Source organism: Leucobacter denitrificans, from assembly GCF_014396385.1.
Classification (GTDB): Bacteria; Actinomycetota; Actinomycetes; order Actinomycetales; family Microbacteriaceae; genus Leucobacter; species Leucobacter denitrificans.
Genome location: NZ_CP060716.1, coordinates 538252 through 551031 on the forward strand (window position 1 = coordinate 538252; position 12780 = coordinate 551031).

Below are 12780 nucleotides of genomic sequence, written 5' to 3' on the forward strand. Positions count from 1 at the left end.
TCAAATGCGAACTTGCCCATCCTACCGAATGCAAACTGAACTAGGCCCGCTTACGCGCCGGGCTCATCCTGCATTCGCTGGTCAGCAATTTTTTGGGCCGAGCGTACCTTCTTGCGAAGTACTTTGTCGCTCTTCGAGCGAACACCAACGGCCTCGTCGGTCCAAGTTTCAGATTCTTCCCCCGCACCCATGTCAGGAAGCCAGCTTGCCATGTCTTCGTCAGAGAAATCACTCTTCGAGGCACGACGCTTCAGGCTCGGCAGAACCGTGCCCGGGGCAAGTTTGCGCGCGGTAACAAGGAATCCGGTGTGCGCCACCATACGGTGGTCGGGTCGCACGGCAAGGCCTTCGACGTGCCAGCCGCGAACCATCGTTTCAGAAGCCTGAGGGTGAGTAAAGAGACCCGAGCGCCGGAACTCCTCAACAGTGCGAGACAACTGGGTCACCGTTGCAACGTAGCAAATCACTACGCCACCAGGCGCGAGCGCATTCGCAGTTACATCAACGCACTCCCATGGCGCGAGCATGTCGAGTACCACCCGATCCACTGAGCCGTCTTCGAGCGCCGAGGGCAACGATTCTTGCAGATCGCCCACACGCACCGTCCAGTTCTTCGGCATGCTGCCCGAGAACGCCACAGCATTCGCTTGCGCGATCTCAGCGAACTCTTCTCTGCGTTCGAACGAGTGCAACTCCCCCTCAGCACCTATTGCTCGCAGGAGGTGCAGCGATAGCGCCCCCGACCCAACCCCGGCCTCGACGACACGAGCACCCGGGAAAATATCGGCAAGCGACACGATCTGTGCAGCGTCTTTCGGATACACGATTGCGGCGCCACGAGGCATCGACATCACGAAGTCGGTGAGGAGCGGCCGCAACGCCAGGTACTCTTCGCCACTCGAGTTCGTCACGACCGAAGCATCAGGCAGACCAACAATTTGATCGTGCCGAAGAATTCCTCGGTGGCTGTGAAACTCTCCATCAACTTCGAGGGTAAAGGTATTGAGCCGACCTTTGGGCCCGGTAAGTTTTACGCGATCACCATAGACGAACGCTCCCCGCAACGCTGGCGTGTGAAGTTCTGACACGTTATCTCGTCTCCTCTTTTATGAACGGTGTTGTTGCCACAGCGAGCCCGCCTGCCGAGCATCCATGCCACTCAGCGTGGGCAACACGAGATGCGCGTCGCTCCCGTCGAGCGACAGAAGATTTGGAACCCCAAAAACAAAGGCCCCAGATGCTGCTGCAGCAGCAGTTCCGGGCGGGGAGTCTTCGAACGCGATGCAGTGTCGAGCCTCGACTCCCAACGCAGCAGCCCCTCGAAGGTATGGATCGGGGTGAGGTTTCTCAAACTCAACATCATCGCCAGTGATGATCGCCTGAAATGTTCCTGCAGGCAGCAGCTCAACCACGGCCTCCGCAATCGGCCTTACCGACATCGTGACAAGTGCGCTCGGAACGTCAAATGCCCGGAATGATTCGAGCATCTCTAACGCACCCTCGATCCACAACGGACCGGTCTCGGCGAGCCCGGCCACCACACCATTCGCCCACTCATTCACAATGTCTTCGACGGACAGCGGCACACCGAGCGTCTGAAACACTCGGGCGGCAGTCGTGAGGCCCTGGCCCACGAGTCGCTCATGGATATCACTCGGCACCGCAATGTCATAGCGCTCGAGCATACGTACCTCGGCCCCGAGCCAGAGTGGTTCTGAATCGATGATCGTGCCATCCATGTCCCACAGCGTCGCGGCGGGAAACATATGTGCTGGAGCAGTGGTCATTCGCACCATTCTACTGATTCGTTCCGACTATCCTGGGAAGTGTGAATGATTCCGCCGACCCTACTGCAACGCCTCGCGCACTCATTGTCGCTTTTCAAGGCTGGAGCGATGCGGGTGACGCCACTTCGGAAGCGCTACAGCACCTCATCAGCCTGCAAGGCGCCGAGCTGCTACACATCATTGGCGGCGAAGGCTTTGTCGACTTGCAGATGCAGCGCCCAAAAATTTTCCGAAACGAAGACGGTCGCAGAGCGCTCGAATGGCCAGACACGAGACTCTATGGCACGGTACATCGCCCAGGCCAGGCACCCTCTGAATCAGTTGTCGATGCAGAGATGATCACCCGTCTCGACGGGTCCCCAGTACTCGATCTGTACTTTATGCCCGGTGTCGAACCCAGCCGCGACTGGGAGAACTTCGCAGACGAGGTCGTTGAACTCGCCGAAGTGTGGGCTGTAGATCTCGTAGTGCTACTCGGATCGATGTACTCAGACGCCCCACACTCGAGACCGATCATTGCGAACCTCTACTCAGAGAGTGAAGCCGCCCAAGAACGCTATGGGGCTTCTAAGAGCAACTACGAAGGTCCCGCCGGAATTACCTCGGCAATCGACATCGCCCTTGAGGCTGCCGGCATTGAAGCTGTCTCGCTGTGGGTGCAGGTACCTCACTACGTGCACTCAGCCCCCTCACCAAAGGCGACACTCGCCATACTCGACAAACTCGAAGAACTCCTCGACATCGTCATTCCACGCGGAGAGCTGTTCTCTCAAGCAACCGAGTGGGAGAGCAACATCAACCGCATTGCAGCGAATGATGACGACATGACGCGCTACATTCGCAGCCTCGAAGACGCGCGAGACGAAGCCCTCGCGGCCGAAACGACTGGTGACGCGCTCGCCGCAGAGTTTGAAAAGTTTCTCGAGCGCGACCGCGACATCATTCCGCACATGCGAGCGGATCACGAGATCATTGAGAATCGTGAGGCTGACGCGGGCCAGGAGAACGCAGAGCACGAAGGCAGTGAGAGCGAAGGCGTGGGGAATGACGAGCCTTCAGAAAACGAAGGCTCGGAAGGCGATGACCCTCCGAAGGATGCCCCACCTAAGGATTCTCCACCGACGAGCTAGGGCCGTATCGGCAAGGTGCGCAGACCGGGCTCGGTCACCTAGAGGGTGACCCCCAGGAGCGCCTGCGTGGCATCGGCAATGAGATCAGGCCGATCCACACCCTGGTCGAGGGCCGCATCAAGAATCGCAAGCATCACCGGGGTGTCGAGATCGTTTGCCAGTGCCGCGCGCAGCTGCTGAATAACTGCACTCGCCGACTTTGGATCGTCGCTCACCTTGGTGAGGCCCGATCTCCACGCAGCCAGTCGCCTGTCAGCCTGCGCAAGTTCACCGTCGAACCACTCCCATTCGGTGCGATAGTGGTGCGCTAGCAATGCCAATCGAATCGCAGAGGGGTCTGCGGCCGGTGTGCCATTGGTGCCATCGAGCAACTTGGAGACGAATACTAGGTTGCCCCGAGACTTCGACATCTTGTGTCCCTCATACGAGACGAGGGCAACGTGACAGTACGCGTGAGCGAGCGGCTTTCCAGAGATTGCGGTCGCGTGCGCGGCCGTAAATTCGTGATGCGGAAACACAAGATCTTCGCCGCCGCCCTGAACCGTGAAAAGCTCACCGAGATCTCTGCGAGCAATGACCGAGCACTCAATGTGCCACCCCGGTCGGCCGGGGCCCACCGGTGAATCCCAGCTCGGCTCACCTTCTCGCTCGGCGCGCCACAGCAGCGGATCGAGTAGGTCCCGCTTTCCCTCACGCTCCGGATCGCCACCGCGTTCGGCGCTGAAAGTTTCCATGAGGGCCCGCTCGAACGGTGCGACGTCGCCGAGTCGCCACTCAGAGGTCGACGAGGCCGCCCGAATATCAAAGTAGATGTCGTCGCCATCTGATTCGGGCGTCGGAACGCTGTAGGCATACCCTCGCTCGACCAATTGCTTCACACCGTAAGCGATCTCATCAATAACCTCAGTGACAGCGGTATATTTCGCCGGCGGAATCATTCCGAGTCTGTGCATGTCCGATCGGAAGAGCCCGACCTGCTCGTCGGCAAGATCTTTCCAGTCGACGCCCGTCGCATTTGCGCGTTCGAGCAGTGGGTCGTCGATATCGGTGATGTTTTGCGCATAAACCGTCTCGATGCCAGCATCGATCCACGCTCGTTGCATGATGTCGAAGGTGAGGTAGGTGAACGCGTGACCGAGATGCGTGGCGTCGTACGGCGTAATGCCGCACACATAGAGCGTCGCCCGACCATCTTGAATGGCAGGGTGTTCAAAACGACCTGACGCGGTGTTATAGAGCTTTGGCGCAGTTCCTTCTCCGGGTAGTTTCGGAACAACCGGCGCGGTCCACGTTCTCACTCTGCGACTCCTGTCACTGCCTGTGCTGCAACTTCACCGCCGGGGGTAAGTATCCCAGTAAGCAACAGCACGATGATTGTTCCTCCGAGCAGTACCCGATACACCACAAACGGCATGAAGCTGCCCTTCGAGATATACCTCATAAACACACCGATGACGACGAGCGCGACGACAAAAGCGACCACTGAGGCAATAAGTGTCAGACTCATCGGAGCCTGTCCTTCCGGAGACCTGATGACCTTGAACACCTGATAAAACCCTGATCCAAGGACTGCGGGGATAGCCAGAAGGAACGAATAACGGGCCGCCGCCTCGCGGGTGTACCCCATGAGCAAGCCCGCGGTGATCGTCCCTCCAGAGCGCGAAACGCCGGGGATAAGTGCGAGCGACTGTGCGAGTCCGTAGAACAGGCCGTGCTTCCAGGTGAGCTTTTCGAGCGGGCGGGTCCGCTTCCCGACACGATCCGCTACCCCCAGCAGAAGACCGAACACAATGAGTGAGATCGCGACAAACCAGAGCGAGCGAAGGGTGCTCTCAATTTGGTCTTGAAAGAGGAGCCCAAGCACAACGATCGGAATGGTACCGAGGATGATCCACCAGCCCATGCGCGCATCAGGATCATTTCGCGGCACGGTCTTGCCAGAAAGCGACTGAAACCACTTGCCGATAATGCGCACGATGTCTCGCCAGAAGAAGACGATGACCGCGGCCTCGGTGCCAATTTGAGTGATCGCGGTAAACGCCGCACCAGCGTCACCAATACCCATCAATTCGCTCGTTACCCGCAGGTGAGCGCTCGATGAGACCGGAAGGAACTCGGTGAGTCCTTGGACAATACCGAGGATGATCGCCTCAAAAATTCCCATGTGGTGTAACTGGCCTTCCCTGCCGTCGCAAGACACGCAGACTGCTGCGAGCCGCCGTCAAGAATAGCTCAACGAGACTCGCCAAGTGTTAATAGGTGCGAAGCAGGTCAACGAGCACGCGATGCCCGAAGTCGAGTGCGTCGAGTGGCACCCGCTCATCAACGCCGTGGAACATTCCCGGAAAATCGAGGTCCTTTGGCAATCGAAGTGGAACAAACCCGTACCCGGTGATGCCGAGCATCGAGAGCCACTTATTGTCCGTTCCGCCCGAAAGTAGATACGGTAAGACTTTTGCACCGGGATCGTGTTTCTCGAGCACAGCCTTCATTGCGTCGATGGCTTCGCCTTCGAACGGCACCTCAAAACCAATGCCGCTCGTGAGGTACTCGATCTCGATGTCGTCGCCAACGATCTCTTGGAGCTGGCTTCGCACGAGTTCCTGCTCCCCCGGCAGTGCGCGCACATCAATCAGCGCTTCAGCAGTGTCAGGGATCACGTTGTGCTTATAGCCGGCCTGCAGAACGGTTGGATTCGTCGTGGTTTGCAGGCTCGCCTGAATGAAGCCGCCGCCTGAGCCAAGGCTCATGATGAGCTCTGTGGGGCTCACCTCTTGTGGATCCTCGCCGAGAATCTCGGCGAGCGCCGCAATGAGTTCACGCGTGGTGTTTGTGAGGCCCACCGGCCACTGCTTTCGTCCAAGCGCAACGACTGCCTCCGCTATGCGGGTCACCGCATTGTCTGGCCAGAGTCGCGAGCCGTGTGCCGCTGTGCCGCGCGCGCGAATGCGGATCCAATCAAGCGCTTTTTCTCCGGTCTGAATGAGGTACGCACGCTCACCGGAAACATCTATTGAGTATCCGCCAACCTCGCTAATCGCGGTGCCCGCGCCGGCAAACAGTTCGGGATGGTTCTCGACCAGGAATTGCGACCCCAACCCACCCCCGGCCTCCTCATCGGCAAAGAATGTGAGGATGATCGTGCGGCGCGGCCTATCGCCGCTGCGCAGAATCTCCGCGACCGAGGTGAGCATCATCGCGTCCATGTCTTTCATGTCCACGGCCCCGCGCCCCCAGAGCATCCCGTCTTTAATGACGCCCGCAAACGGGTCGACACTCCAGTTCGCAGGATCTGCGGGAACAACATCGAGATGACCGTGCAGCACGAGGGCTGGAAGCTCAGGCTCTCGTCCCTCAATTCGAGTAATCACGCTCGCGCGTCCCGGCGCAGACTCAATAATTGTGGGTTCCAGGCCGAGTTCACTGAGGTATGCGGCCACGTAGTCGGCGGCTGGCCGCTCGGGCTCCGCATCTCCACCGCCTCGGTTCGAGGTGTCAATACGAATCAGATCTCGCGCGATACGCGCCGTCTCCGACAGCGAGTCTTCGAATCCTGGTTCCATACAATTCAGCCTAGCCCGGTTCACGAGTACGTGGAAACGGTTGATCCACCCACTTTCTGTGACCCTGTGAAGCTGCACAGAACCCCAGCAGGTGCATGGCTGTTACCGTTTCGTTATGTAGTCTGAGTAGAGAGCGACTCACCAAAAGTGGGGCGGTGAATGACAATGAGACAGGCAGCGAAGCAGCAAACAAGACGAGACATCCAGGGTCTTCGCGCCATCGCCGTCGCGCTTGTCGTTGTTTATCACCTCAATCCGGCCACACTTCCCGGCGGGTATGTCGGCGTCGATATGTTCTTTGTCATCTCCGGCTTTCTCATTACCGGCCAACTGGTGCGAGAAGCAGAAACGAGCGGTCGCATCGATCTCCCAAGATTCTGGGCTCGAAGAGCGAAGCGGCTACTCCCGGCCGCACTTCTCGTACTTCTCGTGACGGTTCTCGCGGTCTGGACAATCGCACCTCTGGGGTTGCGCCCAGCCTTCCTCACACAGGTTGCGGCCTCTGCCGGATACGCACAGAACTGGGTACTTGCAGCGCAGTCAGTCGACTACTCGGCTGCTGAGACGTGGGCATCACCTGTACAGCACTTCTGGTCGCTGTCCGTTGAAGAGCAGTTCTACATCGTATGGCCGCTCATTGCGGTGGTCGCGCTGGTTTTGCTCAGGCGTTCGCGCAGAAGCGATAACGGTACGGGAGATCGGTTTCCCCGCTTCCTCCAGAATCTCACTATGCTCGTTGCGCTCGTTACTATCGCGTCATTCATCACCTCAGTCGTGCTCACTACAGTGGATCCACAAGCCGCCTACTTTGTGACGCCCACTAGGGCTTGGGAGTTTGCGATCGGCGGGCTCATCGCGTGCGCACTGCCCACATCTCGCGTGATGACGCGCCTCGAGCGGTGGCTCACTCCTTCGGCGCGATCCGCCATGGCCTGGCTCGGCCTCATTGGTATCGGGGCATCGGTGGTGACGTTCTCAGACGCGACCCCATTTCCCGGGTGGATCGCACTGCTCCCTGTCATCTCAACCGCTCTGATCATTGTGGCGGCAGAACCGGAGACCCGTTGGTCACCACAGCCCCTACTCGCACGCCCGACCATGCAGTGGCTTGGCGACATTTCTTACGGTGCCTACCTGTGGCACTTCCCACTCATCGTGCTCCTCCCCTTTGCGTTTGGAGGCAGCCTTGGGGTGCTTGGCACACTCACAGTCATTACGGCGACGCTCGTGCTCGCACACCTCTCAAAAATTGCGGTCGAAGACCCATTTCGAACTGGCTTCAGCAAGGCTTGGTCGAACAAGCGCACGCTTGCGGTTACGGCAGTCGGTGTTGCGGCCATGCTCGCAGTTCCAATCGTCTCACTGGGTTCTGTCGACCGTCAGATCGTCACGGAACGAGATCGAGTCGCGAGCATCGTAGCGAATCCTACGGAGTGCCTCGGCGCGACATCACTCAATTCGGACTCAGGATGTGATCCGGCCCCACTTCAGTTGCCTATACCTGAACCCGCGCTCGCTGACCAGGCGCCCGAGCGCTGCCTCAGCGATCTCGAGGGCGCACAGGTACGCAAGTGCACATACGGCGCAGAGCCCGGCACGGCGATTCGCACGATTGCCCTCGTCGGAGACTCCCATGCTGAACAGTGGCTCACACCACTCAAGCGCATTGCCGAACAGAACAATTGGCGCCTCATTGTTATGGCGAAGGCCTCGTGTCCCTTCACCTCGGCAGAACGTGACTTTGTGTCGTTCGGCGAACCAAAGCGCGCAGAACTCAGGCAGGACTGCCTGGATTGGAACGCCGAAGTACTCGAAGAACTTGAGCAGGAGCCTCAGGTTGATGCCGTGGTCACCTCGGCAAAGGCAGCAAACAAGGTCGTCAGCAACTCAGCTTCGAAGTGGCAGGAGGCCGCCGCGGAGGGCTATGAGCGCCGATGGAACGAGCTGCCAGAGACAGTCGGAACCGTGGTCGCGATCGAAGACACGCCAGAGTTGCAAGAGGATCTCATGAGGTGTGTGACAGAGGAGGGCGAAACGGCCGCAACATCGTGCGCAGAGCCTGCCAAGGATGCGCTGGGCGACGATCCACTGAGCGATGCCGCCGCATCGAGCGAGCGCGCCGAGCTCATCAGTATGAATGACTATCTAGTCGTAGACGACGACTGCCCGCCTGTGATTGGTGGAGTGCTCGTGTATAGAGATTCCCACCACTTGAACTGGGCATACACCGAGATGCTAACGGAACCGCTCGCTGATGCCCTTGAGGAAGTGCTCCCTGAGCATTCGGAGACGGTAGCCTAGTGAATCGTGAGCAGTTCTCAGTATCGCTCGACTGCTCCCCTGCGGTCGGCCTCCGCTTCGGGTTTCGTTCTTGCCGTCGGTTCGGCGGCAAGCTTCGGCCTGTCTGGCATATTCGCGAGCGCACTGATGTCTGCCGGGTGGTCGGCGGGAGCCGCGACCACCGCTCGCATCACCTGCTCGGCACTTGTGCTGTTTTGGCCCACGCTCGTGATTATGCGGGCCGATGGCATCTCGTGCGTCGCGCCTGGTTGCAGTTACTTCTTTTCGGGGCACTTGCGGTCGCCGGCTGCCAACTCGCATTCTTCCTCGCCGTTCAGTTCATAGCACCGAGCCTGGCTCTGCTCATTGAATTCACCGGCCCGGTAATGCTCATGTTGTGGATCTGGGCTCGAAGTCGCAGAGCTCCATCGCGCCTGACCATGCTGGGAGCAGCAATTGCGGTGCTCGGAGTCGTCGCAGTATCAGGGGTCATCGCGGGAGTCACGCTGCATCCGCTCGGAGTGTTGTTCGCACTCGTTGCCGCAGCAGGAAACGCCGCCTACTATGCGACGGGAGCGACGAGCGACCACGGAATCCCAACGCTTCCGTTTGTTGGCCTGGGGCTGGTGCTTGCGACAGTGATGCTTGCTGTCGCGATTGGGGCCGGGGTACTCCCCTTCACCATCACTGCGAATCCAACAGAACTTGCTGGAGTTGAGTTGTCGCCGTGGACTGTTGTGACCGCCATGGTGTTGATCTCAACAGTCCTCGCATATTTGCTTGGCGTCGCAGCATCTCGACGGCTCGGAGCAACTGTCTCGAGCTTCACAGGGTACTCCGAACCTCTCTTCGGAATTTTCTGGACGATCGTGCTGTTGTCTATTGTGCCTACCGGACTGCAATGGGCCGGGGCTGCCCTGATTATTATTGGTGTGGTTGTGGTGAAGGTCGGAGAATTGCGCAGATACACTTCCCACTCAGCACTGCTACCGTTGCACAAATAACCCTGGAGGTGACTCGGCGCTTTTCGCTGCGATTTAATGAAGCATTCCCTGTCTGAAGAGTACCTGACCCCGCGTCCGGACTACACTCCCGGTACCCCTGACGCCGAGCGAACGCCCACCCAGTGGTTCAAGAAACCATTCATCTCAGCCAGCGCCGTCGCTTGCATCGGCCTCCTCGCAGTGTCGACCACCCTGCCAGCAATTTCCATTGCAGACGTTGGCGGTACGCCTGCTTCGGCAGCCGAACAGCACCTACTCAGCGCCGACGCTGTCGGTGGTGCTGGTGTGCTCGATGCAATTGGAACCACCGACGTAGGACTTGACTTAAGTGGCCTCACAGCACTCTCAACAGAGGCGGGTCTCCTCGACCCGGCTATGCTCGAGCCCACCGAATTTCGACTTCCTTTTGACAAAGATTGGCCGCTCACCGACGGGTTTGCGTACCGCACCGCGCCAGTGGAACAGTTTCACGACGCACAAGATTTCGCTGCAGCCGATGGCACCCCGGTCAAGTCAATTGGTTCAGGGGTCGTCATAGAGGCCGGATACGCAACCGATGGCTGCGGATTCTCGTTAAAAGTACAGCACCTGATCGCCAATGGAAGCACCCTCACTAGCCGCTACTGTCACATGCAGTCCGACTCACACAGCTATGCAATCGGAGATGAGATTGTCATCGGCGACGAAGTCGGGCGCGTAGGCAATACCGGTCTCTCGTTTGGATCGCATTTGCACCTTGCGCTCAAACTGAACGGCACACCGATTGATCCGCTTCCCTATCTCCACGAGCGCATCGCAAAGCAAGAAAGCTAGGCGGCACCTGCCCGTTCCCGGGCAAACGAAAAAACTCCTGATCTGATCGATCAGGAGTTTTTTCCATTCGTGCGCGAAGGGGGACTTGAACCCCCACGCCCTAATACGGGCACTAGCACCTCAAGCTAGCGCGTCTACCAATTCCGCCATCCGCGCGAACGTGTTTCCGGATCTTCCCGGGCAACAGAGAATAACTTAGCATGAATTGCTTAGTTGCTGCGAATCCTGTTCAGCTTCCGCGAGTGTCGCCGATCCGACACAGTAACAATGATTGAAGCTCGCGCCAGAGCGCGCGTGGGCTGTACTCACGCCTCAGGGCCTGAGCCGGTTTCGCAGCGTGTCGATCCGCTTTTGAATTTGCGTGACCGAGGCCTGCGCAACGGCTGGTCCACCACAGGTGCGACGCAGCTCATTGTGAATGTCTTTGTGAGGTTCACCGCTCACCCGGGCATACATACCGACAAGCTTGCTCAGGAGTTTGCGTTGCTCACCGAGTGTTCGGTGCAACGCGTCAGGGGCTTCTGCTCGGTCGGGCGCGTGTTCAAGAATTCCCTGCTTCGTCGCGCTGCGTTTTGCCTGACGCGATTGGCGCTGCTGCAACAGAGCACGCACCTCTTGCGGTTCGAGAATGCCTGGGAACCCGAGGAAATCGAGTTCCTCCTCACTTTCCACCTCGGCGTACCCGCCGAACTCGGCGCCGTCGAATACGGCCCGGTCGAAGTGGGCATCTGATTCGAGCGCTTCATACTTGAACCCGTCGTCGACGAGCTCTGATGACGCCGAATCTTCACGTTCTGCGGCCTGCATGAGCGCGGCCTCCGCATCCCACATCTCTTCAGCGCTCTTCGGCCCCTCAAGAACGTGATTGCGCTCCTTCTCGAGCTGCGCAGCCAGTTGCATGAGTGGCGGCACGTTCGGGATAAACACAGAGGCAACTTCGCCCCTCCTCCGCGAACGCACGAACCTACCAATTGCCTGGGCGAAGAAGAGCGGCGTCGAAAAGCTCGTCGCGTAAACACCGACTGCGAGCCTCGGCACATCGACGCCCTCCGAGACCATGCGTACCGCAACCATCCATCGGGAGTCACCGCGAGAAAACTCGTCGATCCTCGCCGACGACCCAGCGTCGTCTGACAGGATGAGTGCGACTTCCTCCCCCGAGATCTTCGCGAGCATCGTCGCATACGCTTTCGCCGCGGCGTGGTCAGTCGCTATGACGAGTCCTCCCGCGTCAGGAATATGCGTGCGAACTTCGGTAAGCCTTCGGTCCGCCGCTCTGAGCACCTTGGCGATCCAGTCGCCCATCGGATCGAGTGCGGTGCGCCAGGCCTGCGACGTGACATCCTTGGTGTTTCCCTCACCAAGGCGCGCCTCCATCTCCTCACCAGCTGAGGTCTGCCACCGCATTTTGCCGGCGTAGACCATGAAGATCACTGGGCGCACGATACCGTCGGCAAGTGCGCGCCCGTACCCATAGTCGTAGTCGGTGAGCGAAATACGCGATCCATCACCCTGCGGCGCGTACTGAACGAATGGAATCGGCGCCTCGTCTGACCTGAACGGCGTGCCGGTGAGCGAGAGCCTGCGTTTGGCTGAACCGTACGCCTCACGAATTGCGTCGCCCCAGCTCAGAGCGTCGCCGCCGTGGTGCACCTCGTCGAGAATGACCAGGGTGTCGGCGTGCTCCGTGAGGCGGCGATGCTGCACCGGTTTCATCGCGACCTGGGCGTAGGTCACCACCACACCGTGATAGTGGCTGCCGTACGCTAGGCCGTCGCTGTTCGAGTACCGCGGATTCAGCCTGATTCCCGCTCGTGCTGCCGCATCTGCCCACTGCACTTTAAGGTGCTCAGTGGGAGCCACGACGACTATTTGCGTAACGGTGTGGCTGCCGCGCAACATCGCGGCGAGGCGAAGCGCAAACGTTGTCTTTCCTGCGCCGGGGGTTGCTGATGCGAGAAAGTCTCGCGGTTCTTCTTCGAAGTAGAGGCGGATCGCCTCCTCCTGCCACGCACGAAGGCTCCCAGCAGTACCACGCGCGGCACGATCAGGATACGCGGGAGGAAGGTGTTCGGCGGCGAAGGTGCCCGGAATGGGCCGCTCATCTTCTGCCAACTCAGTCACAACGTTCTAGAATACCCGTGAAAGCTTGAGTGTGCCTCACTGCTGAGGTGAGCTGTGAACGTACGCAGTTCACGCAGCA

Annotated in this window: 11 protein-coding genes and 1 tRNA gene; 4 read left to right on the forward strand and 8 right to left on the reverse strand. The window is 59.2% G+C overall.

Translation table 11 applies throughout. From position 1 onward, the window contains the following. Positions 1-50: 50 nt before the first annotated feature. Both H9L06_RS02575 and H9L06_RS02580 read right to left on the reverse strand, forming a co-directional pair. Positions 51-1088, reverse strand: coding sequence for a tRNA (adenine-N1)-methyltransferase (locus H9L06_RS02575; protein ID WP_187555719.1), 1038 nt, complete (start codon positions 1086-1088; stop codon positions 51-53). Positions 1089-1106: 18 nt separating this feature from the next. Continuing rightward, positions 1107-1787, reverse strand: a complete 681-nt coding sequence (locus tag H9L06_RS02580; protein WP_187555720.1) for an HAD family hydrolase — start codon at positions 1785-1787, stop codon at positions 1107-1109. Between the two features lie 41 nt (positions 1788-1828). Here H9L06_RS02580 and H9L06_RS02585 point away from each other — a divergent pair, with 41 nt between their 5' ends. Continuing rightward, entirely contained in the window at positions 1829-2917 is a 1089-nt protein-coding gene (locus tag H9L06_RS02585; protein ID WP_187555721.1) for a PAC2 family protein, read from the forward strand. Between the two features lie 38 nt (positions 2918-2955). Here H9L06_RS02585 and mshC read toward each other — a convergent pair whose 3' ends face one another. The 3 genes from mshC to H9L06_RS02600 all read right to left on the reverse strand — a co-directional run bounded on the left by mshC (position 2956) and on the right by H9L06_RS02600 (position 6480). Continuing rightward, on the reverse strand, positions 2956-4215 hold the full coding sequence (gene mshC / locus H9L06_RS02590; protein WP_187555722.1) for a cysteine--1-D-myo-inosityl 2-amino-2-deoxy-alpha-D-glucopyranoside ligase: 1260 nt from the start codon (positions 4213-4215) through the stop codon (positions 2956-2958). Continuing rightward, complete coding sequence (locus H9L06_RS02595) at positions 4212-5081, reverse strand: undecaprenyl-diphosphate phosphatase (protein WP_187555723.1); 870 nt, start codon at positions 5079-5081, stop codon at positions 4212-4214. The genes mshC and H9L06_RS02595 overlap by 4 nt, the downstream gene beginning before the upstream one ends. An 88-nt stretch (positions 5082-5169) precedes the next feature. After that, positions 5170-6480 carry a M20/M25/M40 family metallo-hydrolase gene (locus tag H9L06_RS02600; RefSeq protein WP_187555724.1) on the reverse strand — a complete coding sequence of 437 codons (1311 nt, stop codon included), beginning with the start codon at positions 6478-6480 and terminating at the stop codon, positions 5170-5172. Positions 6481-6639: 159 nt separating this feature from the next. On the opposite strand from H9L06_RS02600, the gene H9L06_RS02605 reads away from it, so the two are divergent. After that, positions 6640-8781 (forward strand): acyltransferase family protein, encoded by a 2142-nt coding sequence (locus tag H9L06_RS02605; RefSeq protein WP_187555725.1) that lies wholly within the window; start codon positions 6640-6642, stop codon positions 8779-8781. 17 nt (positions 8782-8798) lie between these two features. Here the strand turns inward: H9L06_RS02605 and H9L06_RS02610 are convergent, their stop codons facing one another. Beyond that, positions 8799-8984, reverse strand: coding sequence for a hypothetical protein (locus tag H9L06_RS02610; RefSeq protein WP_187556508.1), 186 nt, complete (start codon positions 8982-8984; stop codon positions 8799-8801). 30 nt (positions 8985-9014) lie between these two features. On the opposite strand from H9L06_RS02610, the gene H9L06_RS02615 reads away from it, so the two are divergent. Further along, positions 9015-9764, forward strand: a complete 750-nt coding sequence (locus H9L06_RS02615) for an EamA family transporter (RefSeq protein WP_246454456.1) — start codon at positions 9015-9017, stop codon at positions 9762-9764. A 36-nt stretch (positions 9765-9800) separates the two neighbouring features. Next, a complete protein-coding gene (locus H9L06_RS02620) occupies positions 9801-10577 on the forward strand; it encodes a M23 family metallopeptidase (protein ID WP_187555726.1) in 777 nt (258 codons plus the stop codon). Between the two features lie 70 nt (positions 10578-10647). On the opposite strand, the gene H9L06_RS02625 is transcribed toward H9L06_RS02620, so the two are convergent. Further along, positions 10648-10733, reverse strand: a tRNA-Leu gene (locus H9L06_RS02625). 156 nt (positions 10734-10889) lie between these two features. Then, a complete protein-coding gene (locus tag H9L06_RS02630; protein ID WP_187555727.1) occupies positions 10890-12701 on the reverse strand; it encodes a DEAD/DEAH box helicase in 1812 nt (603 codons plus the stop codon). Between the last annotated feature and the right edge of the window lie 79 nt (positions 12702-12780).